The sequence below is a fragment of the Actinoplanes sp. URMC 104 genome (assembly GCF_051386375.1).
Lineage (GTDB): Bacteria > Actinomycetota > Actinomycetes > Mycobacteriales > Micromonosporaceae > Actinoplanes.
This window is the reverse complement of record NZ_JBPQTO010000011.1, coordinates 148,043-164,603: the sequence shown is the minus strand read 5'-3', so window position 1 is coordinate 164,603 and position 16,561 is coordinate 148,043. Positions and strand designations below refer to the sequence as shown.

The following is a 16,561-nucleotide window of genomic DNA, read 5'->3' as shown; positions in this document are numbered from 1 at the left end:
CGGACGCGGGTCACCCGGCCGCACACGGGCTGCCGGCGAGCGTGAACGCCGCCGGGGCGGTGTTGCTTCTGGTCCAGCGGCCGAGCAGGCCCACGGCGACGGTCGCGCCCGGGCGGATGGTGGCGTTCCACCGGGCGGCGGTCAGCATCACGGTAGCGCCCTCCTGCCGGATTGAGGCGTTCCAGGCGGACGAGACCTGCTGGTCGCCGGGCATCGCGAACGACAGGCTCCAGTCCTCGACCGCGGTGGTGCCGGTGTTGGTGATCGTCACCTCGGCGACGAAGCCGCCGGCCCACTCGGCGGTCGTCCGGTAGGCGACGCGGCACGTGCTCGGCGGCGGTGGCGGCGGCGTGGTCGGGGCCGGTGCGCTGACGGTGTTCGAGGCGATCGACAGGTTGCCGGCCGCGTCGCGTGCGCGCACGTAGTACGCCGGTGTGCCGAAGCCGCCGGACCGGAACGGCGCCACGAACTGCGTGCCGGTCGTCGTGCCGACGAGCGTCGAGCTGAACCAGCCGTCGAAGAAGAAGACGTCGTACGCGGTCACGCCTTCGTCATCCGTCGAGGCGTCCCAGGCGAGCGCGGGGCCGGCCGGCGTCACGGCGGTGAGGCGCAGGTTGCCCGGGGCGGACGGGGGCGTCGTGTCGCCCGTTGCCGCGGCCGGCGTCACGACCGTCACCGAGGTCGGCGAGCTCGCGGTGCGGCCGGCCGTGTCGCGGGCCAGCAGGAAGAAGCGGTACTGGTACGTGGGGCGGATCGACGAGCTGATCGTGATCGTCGTGACGTTGCCGGCCGGCTGCGACAGGTAGACGTCGTTGAACGCCTGCGTGTAGTTGACGTCGTAGCCCGCGATCGGGTCGGAGCCCGGCGTCGCTGCTGTCCAGGCGAGCGTGACCGATGTCGGGGTCACCGCGGTCACGCGGAAGTCGGTCGGCGGCGCGGGCGGTTGTCCCGTCGGCGTGGGCGGTGCAGGAGTCGTGGGAGCCGGGGTCGTCGGCAACGGGGTCGGCGGGGCTGGTGTCGTTGGCGACGTGGTTGGCTGTGACGTTGTCGTCGGAGGTGGGGCTGTAGGGCCTGGCGTGGTGCCGGCCGAGGTCGTGCGGTCCGAGGTGGTACGGCCTGGCGTGGAGCGCGCCGAGGCGGCGCGGTCCGACGTGGTGCCGGCCGAGGTTCTGCGGGCCGGGGTATTACGGCCTGGCGTGGAGCGCACCGAGGCGGCGCGGTCCGACATGGTGCCGGCCGACGTGGTGGGGTCCGACGTGATGCTGGCCGACGTGGTGTTGGCCGACGTGGTGTTGGCCGACGTGGTGGGGGTGGACCCTGTCGGCGCCGGCTGTGCGGATGCCGTTGACGCGAGGGCCGCCTCAGCTCGCGCGGCGGGGATCGCGTGCGTCGCCGGTCGCGCTTGGGTGCCTGAGGGGACGGCTTCGGCCGCGGTGATTGCTGCGCCGCTCAGGAGCGCCGAGACTGCTGCTGTGGCAAGTGACGTCGTGAGCAGAGCGCGCATCCGGGTCCCCATGGCGTCGACCGTTCCGGAAGCATCGACGTATGTCAACGTCTGCCCATCGGTTGGCAGCGCGGCGACCGGCTGTGGCTCGTGATCCGGCCGCGCCGCCTCCAGAAAGGCGATCTGGTTGCGCTCATCTCGCCGTCGGGTGCGAGCGATAGCGGCCGCATCGCCGCCACCGTCGCGGCCCTCGAGGGCTGGGGTCTGCGCGTGCGGCTCGGCGCGTACGCCGGGGGACGGCACGCCTTCTTCGCGGGCACCGACGACGAGCGCCTCGCCGACCTCAACGACGCGCTGCGCGACCCGGCCGTGCGTGGAGTGTTCTGCATGCGCGGCGGGTACGGCATGCAGCGCATCGTCGACCGCGTCGACTTCGCGGCCGTGCGCGCGGACCCGAAGGTCGTCATGGGGTTCTCGGACATCACTGCGCTGCACGTGGCGCTGTGGCGCGAGGCCGGGCTGGCGACGGTCCACGGGCCGACCGCGGGCCAGTTCGAGCGAGGCCCGTCGTCGCTGACCGTCCGAGCCGCCCGGCATGCGGTCATGCTGGACGACCCCGTCACCGTCACCGCCGTGCCGGACGAGCCGACCTACGCCGTACGCGTCGACGGTTCCGCCTCGGGCACCCTGCTCGGCGGCAACCTGGCCATGCTCGCCACCACCGTCGGCACCCCGCACGCACTCGACCTGACCGGCGCCATCCTGCTGCTGGAGGAAGTGGGGGAGGCGCCCTACCGCGTCGACCGCATGCTCGTGCACCTGCGGCGTGCCGGCTGGCTCTCCGGCGTGCGCGGCGTCGCGCTCGGCCAGTTCACCGACTGTACCGACGGCGGCCCCGGCTACCCGCCCATTCTCGACGTCCTCACCGAACAGCTCACCTCCCTCGGCGTGCCCGTGCTGGGCGGCCTCCCGATCGGCCACGGCGCCCAACAGGTCGCCGTCGGCCTCGGCGTCCCCGCCCAACTCGACACCGCCTCCGGCACTCTCATCGTCACCCCGGCCGTCACCTGACCCATCGCCTCTCCGCCGGACAGCTGCGCCGAGTCGTCGCCCGACCCGCCGGTCCGCCGCCCGACAGCTGCGCCCGGTCCGCGGCCGGGCAGCCGCGCCCGGGCCGCCGGTCCGCCACCCGGCAACTGCGCCCGGCCAGCCGGCCTGCCGCCGCACAAGCTGCGCCCGGGTCGCCGGCCGCGTCCGGCAACTGCTCCTGACCCGCCGGCTCGGCGCCGGACAGGCTGCGCCCGGGCAGCCGGCCCACCACCCGGCAACTGCCCCCGATCCGCCTTCCAGCCGCCGGATAGCTGCGCCTCGCGTCCCGCCGGCCCGCCGCCCGACAGGAGCGCCCGGTGGCTGGCCCATCGTCGAGAGCTGCGCCCGGTCTGCCGTCCGGCCTCCGGACAGCTGCGACCGGCCTGCCTTCCGGCCGCCGGACAGCTGCACCCCGCTTCCCGCCGCCCGGCAGGAGCGCCCGGTTGCTGGCCTACCCTCGAGGGCTGTGCCCGGCGTGCCGTCCGGGCTCCGGGCGGCCGCACCCCGCTTCGCGCCGCCCGACAGGAGCGCCCGGTGGCTGGCCTACCCTCGAGGGCTGCGCCCGGCGTGCCGTCCGGGCTCCGGGCAGCTGCACCCCTCTTCGCGCCGCCCGACAGGAGCGCCCGGTGGCTGGCCCACCCCCGAGAGCTGCGCCCGGCCCGCCTTCCGGCCGCTGGACAGCTGCGCCCGGCCGTCGGGCCGCCGCTGAACAGCTGCACCCCGCCTCCCGCTGACCCGCCGCTGGACAACGCCCGGCCCGCCGTCCGGCCGCCGGACAGCTGCGTCGGCCGCCGGCTCGCCGCCCGACAAGAGCGCCCGACCGTCGGCCGAGCCCCGAGAGCTGAGCCCGGCCCGCCGCCGGACAGGTGCGCCCGACCCGTCGGCCGGCAGCTGTGCGGCCCCGATGGTCAGGTGGACGGAGGGCACGGGGCGGTGGTCACTTGTCGGCCCATACCCCCAGTTCGTTGCCGCTCGGGTCGGTGAACTCGAAGCGCCGGCCGCCGGGGAACTCGTAGGGGCCCTCGATGATCCGGCCGCCGGCCGCGCGGACGGCGTCGACCGAGGCGTCCAGGTCGGACGAGTACAGCAGCACGAGGGGGCCGCCGACGCCGACGGGCTCGCCGGCGCGCAGGCCGCCGGCCTCGCCGGTGCCGTCGGGGCGGTGGATGCCCGCGTAGTCGGGGCCGTAGTCGGTGAACTGCCAGCCGAACGCCTCGCCGTAGAAGCGCTTGGCCGCGGCGACGTCGCCGACGGTGATCTCGACGTAGTCGATGGCGTGATGACGGTGTGTCGTCTGGTCACTCATGCGGGGCATTGTGCTCGCGGGGTACGACAACTTTCGCCGGCGCCGGTTCAGCCGAGCGTCAGCGACCGCAGTCCCAGGGCGGCGGCCTCGGCGGTGGACAGGGGAGCGCGGCCGGTGGCCCTGCGGAGCAGTGCGGCGTCGTCGCCGGGCGAGGGTTCGACGGTGAAGAGCATCAGCTTGAGGTGGTGGGCGGCGGCGGGGGTCAGCCACGGCGGGACGTTCGCGGCGTCGGCCACGTCGAGGCCGTGGATCGCGAGCTCGAAGAGGCGGGTCAGCAGGAACTCGGAGAGCAGCATGGCGTCGCCGTGCCGGGTTTCGACGACGCGCGCCGGGGGCTCAGCCTCGCAGGTGGTGACCACGAGGCGGGCGGCGGCCCGCAGGGCATCGGCGTCGGCGGTGGGGACGGAGGCGGCGATCTGCACCCGTTCGGCGTTGGCGGCGGAGCTGAAGCGGTGGTCGTTGCGGAAGTATTCGACGGCGGTGACGGCGGCGCGGAGCGGTGCGCGGAGGGCGACGCTCTGCGGCACGCGGCCGAGCGCGGTGACGACATGCCCGACGAGCTCGCGGATCCGCCAGGGCTCGCAGCGGGTCGGGCGTTCCCAGGCCGTACGGGGAAGGGTCTGCAAGGCGGAGACGAACGCCGCGGCCTCGTCCCGGAAGGCGTCGAGCACGCTGGGCGCCGGTCCCGTCATGGCCCGCATGCTTGCACACCGGCGGGCGAAAGGGCGAGAGCGAGCGGGTCAGGCCGGGGTGCGGGGGAGGGGGACGACCAGGGGTGTGCCGGTTGCGGGGTCGGGGACCACGAGGGCGGCCAGCCCGAAGACCTCGGCCAGCAGCTCGACGGTGAGGACCTCGGCGGGCTCGCCGCGGGCGACGATGCGGCCGTCGCGCAGGGCGACGACGTGGTCGGCGTAGCGGGCGGCCAGGTTGAGGTCGTGCAGGACCATCACGATGGTGCGGCCGCGTTCGCGGTGCAGGCGGGCCACCAGGTCGAGCACGTCGATCTGGTGGGCCAGGTCGAGGTAGGTGGTGGGCTCGTCGAGCAGCAGCACCTCGGTGCCCTGGGCCAGGGCCATGGAGATCCAGGCGCGCTGGCGCTGGCCGCCGGAGAGGGCGTCGACCGGACGGTCGGCCAGGGCGCGCATGTCGGTCCACTCCAGAGCCTCGGTGACGATCCGCTGGTCGGCGGGCGACCACTGGCGGAACCAGTTCTGGTGCGGGTGGCGGCCGCGCATGACGAGGTCGGCGACGGTGAGGCCGTCGGGGGCCACCGGGCTCTGGGGGAGCAGGCCGACGATGCGGGCGACCTCGCGGGTCGGCATCCGGTCGATGCGGCGCCCGTCGAGCAGCACCTCGCCGTCGCGGGGCTTGAGCAGGCGGCCGAGCGCGCGCAGCAGGGTGGACTTGCCGCAGCCGTTGGGCCCGACCACGGCGGTGACGGACCCGTGGGGGATGTCGAGGTCGAGGCCGTCCACCACGACGGTGTCGCCGTAGGCCAGGCGCAGGCCGCGGGCCTGCAGCCGCGGCGTGCGCGCGAGCGGAGTTGCCGACAGGACGGGGGAGGGGTCGGTCATGCGGAGGCCCTTCGGTTGGTGCGGACCAGCAGCCAGAGCAGGTACGGGGCGCCGGCCATGGCGGTCACCAGGCCCACCGGGAGCTCGCGACCGGGCAGGGCCACGCGGGCGGCCAGGTCGGCGGCGGAGACCAGCAGGGCGCCGAGGATGGCGGAGACGACCAGCGGCGGGCGGGAGCCGCCGCAGAGGCGCAACGCGACCTGGGGAACCACGAACGCGACGAACTCGATGGGCCCGGCGGCGGCGACGGCCGCGGCCGCGAGGGCGACGGCGGTGAGCACCACGGCCAGCCGGGCGGTCTGCAGGCGTACGCCCAGGGAGCGGGCCACGTCGTCGTCGAACTGCAGGGCCTGCAACGTGAACGCGGTGGCCACGGCCAGCGGCAGCAGCACGGCCAGCCCGGCCGACAGCGGACGCACCTGCGCCCACTCGGCGCCGGCGACCGAGCCGTTGAGCCAGATCGTGGCGCGGGCGGCGTCGACGATCTCGGCGCGCACGAGGAACCACGAGACCCCGGCCGTCACGACCTCGCCGATGCCGATGCCGACCAGCACGAGGCGGAAGCCGTCGACGCCGCGGCGCCACGCCAGCACGTAGACCAGGGCGGCGGTTACCAGCGCCCCGGCGAGCGCGGCGACCGGCACGGCGCCGAGGGCGGAGGCGCTGCCGAGCACGATGACGGCCACCGCGCCCAGCGAGGCGCCGTGCGTCACGCCGAGCACGTCGGGGCTGGCGAGCGGGTTGCGCGCGAAGGTCTGGGTGAGCGCCCCGGAGACCGCGAGCGCCGCCCCGACGAGCAGCGCGGTCAGGATCCGGGGCAGGCGCAGGTCCACGACGATCAGCTGCTGCGCCGCCGTGCCGCCGCCCAGCAGGGTCGCGACGACGTCGCCGGGCGCGATCGCGAAGCTGCCGTGGCCGATGCCCAGGACGGCGACCGCGGCGGTCAGCGCCAGGCCGGTCACGCCGACCGCGACCGACCGCAGGGCGAGGGTGCCGGAGAACCGTCCGGCGTGGACGACGCGGCGCCCGGCCGGTTGCACCGGCGGGTCGAGGACCTGGCTCACAGCTTGACCACTCCCCGGCGGCTGCGGACGAGCACGACGAAGAACGGGGCGCCGACCGCCGCGAGGACGATGCCCGTCTGCAGCTCGCCGGGGCTGACCACGACGCGGCCGAGCACGTCGGCGAGCAGCAGCACCACCGCGCCGGCCAGCGCCGAGCACGGGACCAGCCAGCGGTGGTCGGGGCCGACGAACGCGCGGGCCACGTGCGGCACGATCAGGCCCAGGAAGCCGATCGGGCCACACGCCGCGGTGGCCGCGCCGGCGAGCAGCACGACCGCGGCGACGCCCAGCGCGCGGGCCGGCAGGACCCGCTGGCCGAGCGCGCGGGCGACGTCCTCGCCCAGACCCAGCGCGTTGAGCGCCGGCGTGTTCGCCAGCGCCAGCACCAGCCCGACGGCGATGAACGGGGCGACCTGCGAGGCCACCGTGGCGTCGCGTCCGGACAGCGAGCCGACGACCCAGAAGCGGAACACGTTGAGGCTCGCGTCGTCGGCCAGCAGGATCGACTGGGTGAACGAGGCGAGCAGCGCGCTGATCGCCATGCCGGCCAGCGCCAGCGCCACGGGCGTAGGCCCGCCGCGGCGGCCCGCGGCGATGCCGAACACCGCGACGCTGGCGAGCAGGGCGCCGGCGAAGGCGAACCAGATGGACGCCGGCAGGCCGCCCGCGCCGAGCTGGATGCCCAGCACGACCGCGAACGACGCGCCGGCCGAGATGCCCAGCAGCCCGGGGTCGGCCAGCGGGTTGCGGGTGTGCCCCTGGATGAGCGCGCCGGCGGCGCCCAGCGCGAGTCCCACCAGGACCCCGAGGACCGTACGGGGCAGCCGCAGCTCGCGGACGATCGAGGTGGCGGGGGCCGCCGGGTCGGGATCGGTGACCGCCTGCCACACCTCGGCCGGGCGCAGCCACTGCGCGCCGATCGCCAGCGACAGCACCACCGCCACGGCCACCGCCGCGACGAGGCCGAGCAGGACGAGGGGGCGCCGGTTGGCGCGTACGGGCGCCGCTGTCGCCGTCATGACCCCCCTTTATGGACGGTGGGCCGGCCGCCCGCCCCGAGGGGTCGTGCGATCGGTCGATGGAAGGTTAGCCTTACCAAAACTCGGACCCCACCTTGCCCCGGCCCGCATCGTCGCTTAGCTTAGCCTCACCTAACTAGCGACCGTGAGGTTCGAGCAGATGTCCTTTCCGATCCGATCCGTCCGTCGCGCCGCCGCGGCCGGAGCAGCGCTGATCGCGGGCCTGGCCCTGACGGCGGGCTGCGGCGGCGACTCCGGCGAACCGGCCGGCACGCAGGGCGCTCCCGCGGCCGCCGCGGCGTACCCCGTCACCCTGACCCACAAGCTGGGCACCGCCGAGATCGAGGCCGCGCCGCAGCGCATCGTCGCGCTCTCCGACGCCGACCTCGACGCGCTGCTGGTGCTGGGCGTGCAGCCGGTCGGCATCGCCGAGTCCTCGGGCGAGGGTGGCATCACCGCGTGGGCCAAGCCGCTGCTCACCGGCAAGCCGGCGGTCCTCACCGCGGGCGACACCGGCTTCGACATCGAGAAGATCGCGGCGCTGGCGCCCGACCTGATCCTGGCCGGCGGCGACTACTACGTCGACGACGAGTACGCCAAGCTCAGCAAGCTCGCGCCGACCACCGCGTACGAGACCACGGGCGCCTTCGAGGACCCCTGGCAGACCACGCTCAAGCAGGTCGGCAAGGCCGTCGGGCGGACCGCGAAGGCCGACCAGGTCATCGCCGAGGTCGAGGGCAAGGTCGCGCGGGCCAAGGCCGACCACCCCGAGCTGGCGGGCAAGCAGTTCACGCTCAGCCAGATGTGGGAGGCCGGCTCGATCGGCGTGCTGCGCTCCGACAAGGACGCCGGCGTCAAGATGCTCAACGACTTCGGCATGAGGCTCGCGCCGGGCGTGGCCGCCCTGCAGGGCGACGACTTCGCCGTGCAGCTCAGCCTCGAGAAGGCCGGCGTGCTCGACGCCGACACCACGCTCGTCTACTACGCCGACAAGAAGCTGCAGCCCGCGCTGGAGGGCAACACGCTGTTCAAGAACCTCGCCTCGGTCAAGCGCGGCTCGTACAAGGCGCTGTCGGACGCCCAGTTCTCCTCGCTGCGCACGCCGACCCCGCTGTCGGTGCAGTACATCATCGGCAACGTCCTGCCGACGATCTCGGAAGCCGCCAAGGCCGGCTGACGAGTGTCCACCCGGGAGGTGACCACCGGTCTCGCCGCGGCCGTGCTCGCGGCGGGACCACCACCGGCGCCGCTCCTCGCGCCGCCCTGGAGCATCCGGCTGCTCGCGGCCGCGGGCGACGACCCGGTGCTGGTGAGCCGCTGGATGAACGAGCCGCACGTCGAGCGGTTCTGGGACCAGGCCTGGCCGCCGGAGCGCTGGGCGGGCACCTTTGAGGACCAGCTCGCGGGCGACTGGTCGCGGCCGTGCCTCGTCTCGTACGAGGGTGAGCCGTTCGCGTACGTCGAGATCTACCGCACGCCGCGCGACGTCGTCGGGCTGCGGTACGACGCCGACCCGTACGACCTGGGTCTGCACCTGGCGATCGGGGACCGCGTACGCACCGGGCAGGGCCTGGGCCGCGCGATGGTCCGCGCCGTCGCCGCCGGACTGGCCCTTGTGGACCCCCGCTGCCGGCGGCTGCTCGCCGACCCCGACGAGCGCCACACGGTGGCCCGCCGCATGTTCGTGGCGGCCGGGTTCCGCCTGATGGGCATCCGCGATCTCGGCCACAAGCGGGCTGCGCTGCACGTTTGCGAATTATCAGCGCATAACCGCTTTACTCGTACCAATTCGTAAGGTAAGCCTTACCTCACACGCCGACCGAAGGAAGCCGCATGACCGCACCGCTGAGCCTCGAGCGCGTCCGTGCCGACGTCGCCGAGGTGCTCGCCGAGGAGCCCGGCAGCTTCGCCGACGAGGACAACCTTCTCGACCTCGGCCTCGACTCGATACGCCTGATGAGCCTCGCCACCCGGTGGCGCGAGGCCGGATACGAGGCCGGCTATCTCGACCTGGCGCAGGACCCCACGGTCAAGGCCTGGTGGACGCTGCTGGCCAAGGAGGGGGCGAAGTGACGACCAACCCGTTCGAGGACGAGGACGGCCGCTATCTCGTGCTGGTCAACGACGAGGGCCAGCACTCGCTGTGGCCGTCCTTCGCCGACGTGCCGGCCGGCTGGACGGTCGCGTTCGGCGAGGACACCCGGGCCGCCTGCCTGGAATACGTCGAGAAGAACTGGACCGACCTGCGGCCCAGGAGCCTGATCGCCCGCATGGGCGACTGACCCTCCCCGCACCTTCGTGGACCGCCGCGCCGGGCTCCGGCGCGGCGCGCTCCGCCCTGCGCGCCTTCAGGAGCAACCCGTGCCCGACCGTCTCGCTCTCACCGCGGCCCAGGCCGGGGTCTGGTACGCCCAGCACCTCGACCCGGGGCCCGCCTACACCACGGCCGCCTGCGTGGACCTCGACGGCGAGGTCGACCCGGCACTGTTCGAGGGGGCCCTGCGCCGGGTGATCGGCGAGGCCGCGCCGCTGCGGACCCGCTACGCCGAGCAGGACGGCATCCCGAGCCAGGTCGTCGGCGACCCGGACTGGCAGCTGGCCGTGGTCGACGCCGGGGACGACGACGCCGCCGAGCGGTGGATGCGCGACGACCTCGGCACCCCCATCGACCTGGCGGCCGGGCCGGTCTTCGCCGAGGCGCTGATCCGCCGCGGGCCGGGCCGCTGGACCTGGTACCAGCGCTGCCACCACATCGTCATGGACGCCTACACCTCGGCGCTCGTGGCCCGGCGGCTCGCCGCCGTCTACACGGCGCTGGCGCGGGGCGCCGAGCCGGCGCCGAGCCCGTTCGGGTCGCTCGCCGACGTGGTGGCCGAGGACCGGGCCTACCGGGAGTCCGCCCGGCACGCCGAGGACCGCGAGTTCTGGCGCGCCCGCCTGGCCGGCGCGCAGGTGGCCGACCTGTCCGGCGGCCCGGCGCGGCCCGGCCCCACCTTCCTGCGCCACCGCATCACCCTGCCCGCCGAGGTGGGCCGCGGGCTCACCGCGGCCGGCCGGGCTGCCGGCGCCACCCGCGTCGAGGCCGTGCTCGCGGCCACCGCGCTGTACCTGCACCGGCTCACCGGCGCCGGTGAGGTCGTGCTGGGCCTGCCGATGATGGGACGGCTCGGCTCGGTGGCCGCCCGCGTGCCGGTCACCGCCGTCAACGTGCTGCCGCTGCGCCTGGCGGTGTCGCCCGCCGACACGCTCGCCGCCCTGATCGCCCGGGTGGCCGCCGAGGTGCGCGCGATCCGGCCGCACCAGCGCTACCGCGGCGAGGACATCCGCCGCGACCTCGGCCTGATCGGCGGGGACCGGCGTCTCGTCGGGCCGTGGGTGAACATCAAGCCGTTCGGCGCCACTCTGGACTTCGCCGGCGTGGCGGGCACCCCGCGCTACCTCGCGGCCGGGCCCGTCGAGGACCTCTCGGTCACCCTCGACGACCGCGGCGGGGACGTGCTTGAGCTCGTCGTCGACGCGAACCCTTCCCGGTACGCGGCGGACACGCTCGCCGGCCACGCCACGCGCCTGGCGGAGTTGCTGGGCACGGTCGCGGCCACGGACGTGGCGACGCCCACTGGGCGGCTCGGCCTCGCGGGCGCGTCGCCCGCCGAGGACGACACCGCCCGCGCGCTGCCGGGGCAGGACTTCACCGCGCTGTGGCTGGCGCAGGCACGGCGTACGCCCGAAGCCCTTGCCCTTCAGGTGCCGGGCGGGCCCGAACTGTCCTATGCGGACCTCGCCGGACGGGTCGAGCGGCTCGCCGGTGCGCTCGCCGCGCGGGGGGTCCGGCCGGGGCAGATCGTCGCCGTGTGCCTGCCCCGCGGCGCGGACCTGCTCGTCGCGCTGCTGGCCGTGCAGCGCGCCGGGGCCACGTACCTGCCGCTCGATCCGGACTTCCCGGCCGACCGGCTCGCGTGGATGCTGGCCGACAGCCGGCCGGCGCTGCTGGTCACCGACCGGCCGGCCGACGGGAACGTGCTGCGCGTCGACCAGCCGTGGCCCACCGGCGCCGCGCCCGAGCCCGCCTTCGAGGCCGGCGCCGCCGCGTACGTGCTCTACACCTCGGGCTCGACCGGGCGGCCCAAGGGCGTCGTCGTCACCCGCGAGAACCTCGTCAACTTCCTGCTGGCGATGCGCGACGAGGTGCCGCTCGGCCCCGGCGACCGGCTGCTGGCCGTCACCACCGTCAGCTTCGACATCTCCGGGCTGGAGCTGTATCTGCCGCTGCTGACCGGCGCGGCCGTCGTGCTCGCCGCCAAGGAGACCGTGCAGGACCCGTACGCGCTGGCGCGGCTCGTCCGCGAGACCGGCGCCACCGTCGTGCAGGCCACGCCGACGCTGTGGCAGGCCCTGGCGGACGTGCCGGGCGGCGCCTCGGCCGTGACCGGGGTGCGCGTGCTCGCCGGCGGCGAACCGCTGCCCGCCCCGCTCGCCGCCGAGCTGCGCCGGCACGCCGCCTCGGTCACCAACCTGTACGGGCCGACCGAGACCACCATCTGGTCGACCGCGGCCCGGCTCGCCGGCGACACGGTCACCGTCGGCCGGCCGATCGGGAACACCCGGGCGTACGTCCTCGACGCCGCGCTGCGGCCGGCGCCGGACGGCTTCGCGGGCGAGCTCTACCTCGCGGGCGCCGGAGTGGCCCGCGGCTACCTCGGCCGCCCGTCGCTGACCGCCGCGCGCTTCGTCGCCGACCCGTTCCACCCCGGCGAGCGCATGTACCGCACCGGCGACCTGGCGCGGCGGCTGCCCGGCGGCGACCTCGATGTGCTCGGCCGGGTCGACCACCAGGTGAAGCTGCGCGGCTTCCGCATCGAGCTCGGCGAGGTCGAGGCCGTGCTGGCGGCCGCGCCCGGCGTGACCCGCGCGGTGGCCGTCGTCCGCGAGGACCGGCCCGGCGACCGCCGCCTGGTGGCGTACGTCGTGGGCCCGGTCGACGGGCTGCGCGAGCGTGCCGCCGCCGAGCTGCCCGACTACATGGTGCCGTCCGCGATCGTCGCACTCGACGCGCTGCCCACCACCCCGAACGGCAAGCTGGACCGGGGCGCGCTGCCCGCGCCCTCCACTGCGGACGCGGCGCCGGAGACCGCCCGCACCCCCACCGAGGAGCTGCTCGCCGGCATCTTCGCCGACGTGCTCGGCGTGCCGTCGGTCGGGCGCCGCGACGACTTCTTCGCGCTCGGCGGGCACTCGCTGCTCGCCGCCCGCGTCGCCGCCCGGGTGCGGACGCTCCTCGGCGCCGACCTCGCCCTGCGCGACGTCTTCGACGCCCCCACCGTGGCCGCGCTCGCCGCCCGGCTCGCGCACGCGGCGGGCGCCGCCCGGCCCGGCCCCGTGCGCGTCGAGAAGCGGGAGCTGTCGCACGCCCAGCGCCGCCTGTGGTTCCTGTCGCGGCTGGGCGGGCCCGACGCCACCTACAACCTGCCGCTCGCGCTCGACCTCACCGGCCCGCTCGACGTGCCCGCGCTCCGCGCCGCCCTCAACGACCTGGCGGAACGGCACGAGCCGCTGCGCACCGTCTTCGCCGAGCGCAACGGGGAGCCGTACCCCGTCGTCCTTCCCCCGGCCGTCGAGCTCACGCCGGAGGACCCGCTCACGCGGCCCTTCGACCTGGCCACCGTGGCCCCGCTGCGCGCGCACCTGACCTCGCGCGGCCCGCACGACCACACCCTGCTGCTGGTGGTGCACCACATCGCCGGCGACGAGTGGTCGCTCACGCCGATGCTCGAGGACCTCGCCACCGCGTACGCCGCCCGCCTGCGCGGCGAGGCCCCGGCCTGGCCGCCGCTGCCGGTGCGCTACAGCGACTACGCCGCCTGGCACAACGCCCTGCCCGTCGAGGAAGACCTCGCGTTCTGGCGCGCGGAGCTGGCCGGCGCGCCCGAGACCCTGCGGCTGCCCACCGACCGCCCGCGCCCCGCCGTCGCCTCACCCGCGGGCGGCACCGTGCACTTCGCCGTGCCCGGCAGCCTGCGGACGCTGGCCCGCCGGCACGGCGTCACCCCGTTCATGGCCGTGCAGGCCGCCGTCGCCGCGCTGCTCAACCGCCTCGGCGCGGGCGACGACCTCCCGCTCGGCACCCCCGTCGCCGGCCGCGGCGAGGACAGCCTCGAGCGGCTCGTCGGGTTCTTCGTCAACACCGTCGTGCTGCGCACCGACGTCTCCGGCGACCCCACCTTTTCCGAGCTGCTCGGCCGGGTGCGCGCCACCGACCTGGCCGCGCTGGCCCACCAGGACCTGCCGTTCGAGCGCCTCGTCGAGGAGCTGAACCCGGCCCGCACGCTCGCGCACCACCCGCTGTTCTCCGTGATGGTGTCCTATCAGGCCGCGCTGCCCGAGGTCGCCGGTTTCCCCGGCCTCACCGTCGCGCCGCGGCTCGTGCCCACCGGCACCGCCAAGTTCGACCTCACGTTCGACGTCGCCGAGCGCGACGGCGGGCTGCTGGGCAGCCTCGAGTACCGGGCCGACCTGTTCGACGAGTCCACCGCGGCTTCGCTGGCCGAGCGTTTCGTGCGTCTGCTCGAGGCGGTCACGGCCGCGCCCGACCGCCGGATCGGCGCTGTCGACCTGCTCACCCCGGCCGAGCGTTCCGCCTCCGAGGGCGTACGGCGGAAGGTCGCCCCTCGTACGCTCGGCCGGCTCTTCGCGGCGCAGGTGGCCGCGCGGCCCTCCGCGATCGCTGTCGAGGACGGCGACCGCACCCTCACGTACGCCCAGCTCGACGCCCTCGCCAACCGGCTCGCCCACCGCCTCGTCGCCGCCGGGGCCGCGCCCGAGCGCGTCGTCGGCGTGCTGCTCCCTCGCTCGGCCGAGCTTGTCGTGGCGCTGCTCGCCGTGACCCGGACCGGCGCGGCCTGTCTGCCGCTCGACGTGCACCACCCTGCGGCGCACATCGCCGGCCAGCTCGCCGACGCCCGCCCCGTCTGCGTGATCACCGATGATCATGCCCGGCACGGCGACCGGTTCGCCGACGATCATGCCCGGTACGGCGACCGGTTCGCCGATGATCATGCCCGGTACGGCCACCGCCTCCCCCGCCCGCCCTGGGAGGGCGACCCTACGCCGTCGCCGGCCGCCGCGCGCGAGCCTGTGGACAACCCGCCGTTCGTGCTGGTCAGCGACCTAACCGACGACACCACCGACCCAGCCGTCCCCGTCGACCCCGCCCACACCGCGTACGTCATCTACACCTCCGGCTCCACCGGCCGCCCCAAGGGCGTGCTCGTGCCGCACGCCGGCCTCGCCGCCCTGGTCGAGAGCGTCCGCGACATCTTCGGAACCGGCCCGCACACCCGCGCCGCCCAGTTCGCCTCCCCGGCGGTCGACGTGGTGTTCAGCGAGCTCGCCGCCTCGATCCTGTCCGGCGGCACGCTCGTCGTGGTGCCCGAGGACGCCCGCCTGGGCGCCGCGCTGGGCGAGTTCGTCACCGCGAAGCGGCTCACCCACGTCGACCTGCCGCCCGCCCTGCTCGCCACCCTGCCCGGGACCGCCATCCCGGCCGGCGTCACCGTCACCATCGGCGGCGAGGCCACCTCCGCCGACGAGGTGGCCCGCTGGCGGCGCGGCCGCCGGCTCGTCAACGCGTACGGCCCCACAGAGACGACGGTGACGGCCACCAGCTGGATCGCCACGGACGGCCCGGTCCTCATCGGACGGCCCGAGGTCGACCGCACCGCGCACGTGCTCGACGAGCGCCTCCGCGAGGTGCCGCCCGGCGTGCCCGGCGAGCTGTACCTCGGCGGCGCCGGCCTCGCCCGCGGCTACCTCGGCCGGCCCGCGCTCACCGCCGAGCGCTTCGTCGCCGACCCGTACGGCGAGCCCGGCGCCCGCCTCTACCGCACCGGCGACCTCGTGCGCCGCACCGCGGCCGGCGAGCTGGAGTTCCTCGGCCGCACCGACGATCAGGTGCAGCTGCGCGGCTTCCGGGTCGAGCCCGCCGAGATCGAAGCCGTCCTCGCCGCCCACCCCGCCGTCGCGCAGGCGGCCGTCGTCCGCAGGGGCAAAAGGCTTTGCGCGTACGTCGTGACGCGCGCCGCCGTCACCCCGGAGGAGCTGCGGGCGCACGCCGCCGCCGTCCTGCCCGGACCGCTGGTTCCGTCGGCCGTCGTGCTGCTGGACGCGTTGCCGCTCACGGCCTCCGGCAAGGTCGACCGGCAGGCACTGCCCGAGCCGCCCGCCGCCGCGCCGGCCGCGGAACACCCCGCCACCCCGGTCGAGCAGACCCTCGCCGGGCTGGTCGCCGGCCTGCTCGGCCTCGACCCGGCGGCGGTGGGACGGCACGACGGGTTCTTCGCGCTCGGCGGCGACAGCATCCTCTCCATCCAGCTCGTGTCCCGCGCCCGCGCGGCGGGGTTGCGCCTCACACCGCGGCAGGTGTTCGAGCACCAGAGCGTCGCGGAGCTGGCGCTCGTGGCCGAGCCGGTGGCCGAGACCGCGGTCGGCGCCGGGGACGCGACCGGCGTCGTGCCCGAGACCCCGATCGTCGCCTGGCTGCGCGAGCTCGGCGCGCCGGTCGACCGGTACTCGCAGGCGATCCTTCTCCGTACGCCCGCAGGGGTGCGCGACCAGGAGGTGCGGCGCGTGCTGCGGGCCGCGGTCGCGCCGCACGAGCTGCTGCGCGCCCGGCTGGTGCCCGCCGGCGGCCGGTGGACGCTCGACGTGCCCGCCACAACCGCCGACGTGCCGCTGCGGGTGGTCGACGCGCGCGGCGCGGACCTGCGCGAGCTCGTCGCCGCCGAGCGGGAGGCCGCCGCCGACCGGCTCGACCCCGGCGCGGGCGTGATGCTGCAGGCGGTCTGGTTCGACCGGGGCGGCGACGACGGCCGGCTGCTGCTGGTCGCGCACCACCTCGTCGTGGACGGGGTGTCGTGGCGCATCCTCGCGGAGGACGTCGCCGCCGCCGCGGCGGGCGAGCAGCCGCAGCGCGAGGGCACGTCGTTCCGGGCGTGGGCGAAGGGGCTGCGCACCGCGGCCGCGAGCGCCGACCCCGAGCCGTGGCGGCGGATGCTCGCCGGGGCCGCCGG

13 protein-coding genes (1 of these 13 only partly in view) are annotated in these 16,561 nt (G+C 75.7%); 7 read left to right on the top strand and 6 right to left on the bottom strand.

Annotation, left to right across the window (positions count from 1 at the left end; genetic code table 11):
* Nucleotides 1-10 precede the first annotated feature (10 nt).
* The gene (locus tag ACSNN8_RS26490; RefSeq protein ID WP_436652270.1) at nucleotides 11-997 is read right to left on the bottom strand and encodes a cellulose binding domain-containing protein; all 987 of its coding nucleotides are present in this window, start codon (nucleotides 995-997) and stop codon (nucleotides 11-13) included.
* A 124-nt stretch (nucleotides 998-1,121) separates the two neighbouring features.
* Between ACSNN8_RS26490 and ACSNN8_RS26485 the strand changes: the two genes are divergently transcribed.
* Together ACSNN8_RS26485 and ACSNN8_RS26480 are read left to right on the top strand one after the other, a co-directional pair.
* On the top strand, nucleotides 1,122-1,598 hold the full coding sequence (locus tag ACSNN8_RS26485; RefSeq protein WP_436652269.1) for a hypothetical protein: 477 nt from the start codon (nucleotides 1,122-1,124) through the stop codon (nucleotides 1,596-1,598).
* Nucleotides 1,595-2,515, top strand: a complete 921-nt coding sequence (locus ACSNN8_RS26480; RefSeq protein ID WP_436652268.1) for a S66 peptidase family protein — start codon at nucleotides 1,595-1,597, stop codon at nucleotides 2,513-2,515. Before ACSNN8_RS26485 ends, ACSNN8_RS26480 begins: the two co-directional genes overlap by 4 nt.
* A 955-nt stretch (nucleotides 2,516-3,470) precedes the next feature.
* Here ACSNN8_RS26480 and ACSNN8_RS26475 read toward each other — a convergent pair.
* Genes ACSNN8_RS26475 through ACSNN8_RS26455 form a run of 5 tightly spaced genes read right to left on the bottom strand, consistent with a single transcriptional unit; the run spans nucleotide 3,471 to nucleotide 7,496 of the window.
* Nucleotides 3,471-3,839: a VOC family protein gene (locus ACSNN8_RS26475; RefSeq protein WP_436652267.1), complete on the bottom strand. Its 369-nt coding sequence runs from the start codon at nucleotides 3,837-3,839 to the stop codon at nucleotides 3,471-3,473.
* 47 nt (nucleotides 3,840-3,886) lie between these two features.
* Nucleotides 3,887-4,531, bottom strand: a complete 645-nt coding sequence (locus ACSNN8_RS26470; RefSeq protein ID WP_436652266.1) for a maleylpyruvate isomerase family mycothiol-dependent enzyme — start codon at nucleotides 4,529-4,531, stop codon at nucleotides 3,887-3,889.
* Nucleotides 4,532-4,579: 48 nt separating this feature from the next.
* Nucleotides 4,580-5,413 carry an ABC transporter ATP-binding protein gene (locus ACSNN8_RS26465; protein ID WP_436652265.1) on the bottom strand — a complete coding sequence of 278 codons (834 nt, stop codon included), beginning with the start codon at nucleotides 5,411-5,413 and terminating at the stop codon, nucleotides 4,580-4,582.
* Nucleotides 5,410-6,477 carry a FecCD family ABC transporter permease gene (locus ACSNN8_RS26460; RefSeq protein ID WP_436652264.1) on the bottom strand — a complete coding sequence of 356 codons (1,068 nt, stop codon included), beginning with the start codon at nucleotides 6,475-6,477 and terminating at the stop codon, nucleotides 5,410-5,412. The genes ACSNN8_RS26465 and ACSNN8_RS26460 overlap by 4 nt, the downstream gene beginning before the upstream one ends.
* Complete coding sequence (locus ACSNN8_RS26455) at nucleotides 6,474-7,496, bottom strand: FecCD family ABC transporter permease (RefSeq protein ID WP_436652263.1); 1,023 nt, start codon at nucleotides 7,494-7,496, stop codon at nucleotides 6,474-6,476. The genes ACSNN8_RS26460 and ACSNN8_RS26455 overlap by 4 nt, the downstream gene beginning before the upstream one ends.
* Nucleotides 7,497-7,656: 160 nt before the next feature.
* Here ACSNN8_RS26455 and ACSNN8_RS26450 point away from each other — a divergent pair, with 160 nt between their 5' ends.
* From ACSNN8_RS26450 to ACSNN8_RS26430, 5 genes are all read left to right on the top strand, one after another.
* Nucleotides 7,657-8,673, top strand: a complete 1,017-nt coding sequence (locus ACSNN8_RS26450) for an iron-siderophore ABC transporter substrate-binding protein (RefSeq protein ID WP_436652262.1) — start codon at nucleotides 7,657-7,659, stop codon at nucleotides 8,671-8,673.
* 18 nt (nucleotides 8,674-8,691) lie between these two features.
* Nucleotides 8,692-9,291, top strand: coding sequence for a GNAT family N-acetyltransferase (locus tag ACSNN8_RS26445; RefSeq protein ID WP_436652261.1), 600 nt, complete (start codon nucleotides 8,692-8,694; stop codon nucleotides 9,289-9,291).
* A 38-nt stretch (nucleotides 9,292-9,329) separates the two neighbouring features.
* Complete coding sequence (locus ACSNN8_RS26440; protein ID WP_436652260.1) at nucleotides 9,330-9,569, top strand: phosphopantetheine-binding protein; 240 nt, start codon at nucleotides 9,330-9,332, stop codon at nucleotides 9,567-9,569.
* Nucleotides 9,566-9,778: an MbtH family protein gene (locus tag ACSNN8_RS26435; protein WP_436652259.1), complete on the top strand. Its 213-nt coding sequence runs from the start codon at nucleotides 9,566-9,568 to the stop codon at nucleotides 9,776-9,778. Before ACSNN8_RS26440 ends, ACSNN8_RS26435 begins: the two co-directional genes overlap by 4 nt.
* A 79-nt stretch (nucleotides 9,779-9,857) precedes the next feature.
* A protein-coding gene (locus ACSNN8_RS26430) for an amino acid adenylation domain-containing protein (RefSeq protein WP_436652258.1) crosses the window boundary here: on the top strand, nucleotides 9,858-16,561 show its start. Its footprint extends 8,383 nt past the window's final position; the window shows 6,704 of its 15,087 coding nt (coding positions 1-6,704); the start codon lies at nucleotides 9,858-9,860; the stop codon falls past the right edge of the window.

Coding starts and splice junctions, on each gene's coding strand:
- ACSNN8_RS26475 (WP_436652267.1), bottom strand. CDS start 3,839: ATGAGTGACCAGACGACACACCGTCATCACGCCATCGACTACGTCGAG.
- ACSNN8_RS26470 (WP_436652266.1), bottom strand. CDS start 4,531: ATGACGGGACCGGCGCCCAGCGTGCTCGACGCCTTCCGGGACGAGGCC.
- ACSNN8_RS26465 (WP_436652265.1), bottom strand. CDS start 5,413: ATGACCGACCCCTCCCCCGTCCTGTCGGCAACTCCGCTCGCGCGCACG.
- ACSNN8_RS26455 (WP_436652263.1), bottom strand. CDS start 7,496: ATGACGGCGACAGCGGCGCCCGTACGCGCCAACCGGCGCCCCCTCGTC.
- ACSNN8_RS26450 (WP_436652262.1), top strand. CDS start 7,657: ATGTCCTTTCCGATCCGATCCGTCCGTCGCGCCGCCGCGGCCGGAGCA.
- ACSNN8_RS26440 (WP_436652260.1), top strand. CDS start 9,330: ATGACCGCACCGCTGAGCCTCGAGCGCGTCCGTGCCGACGTCGCCGAG.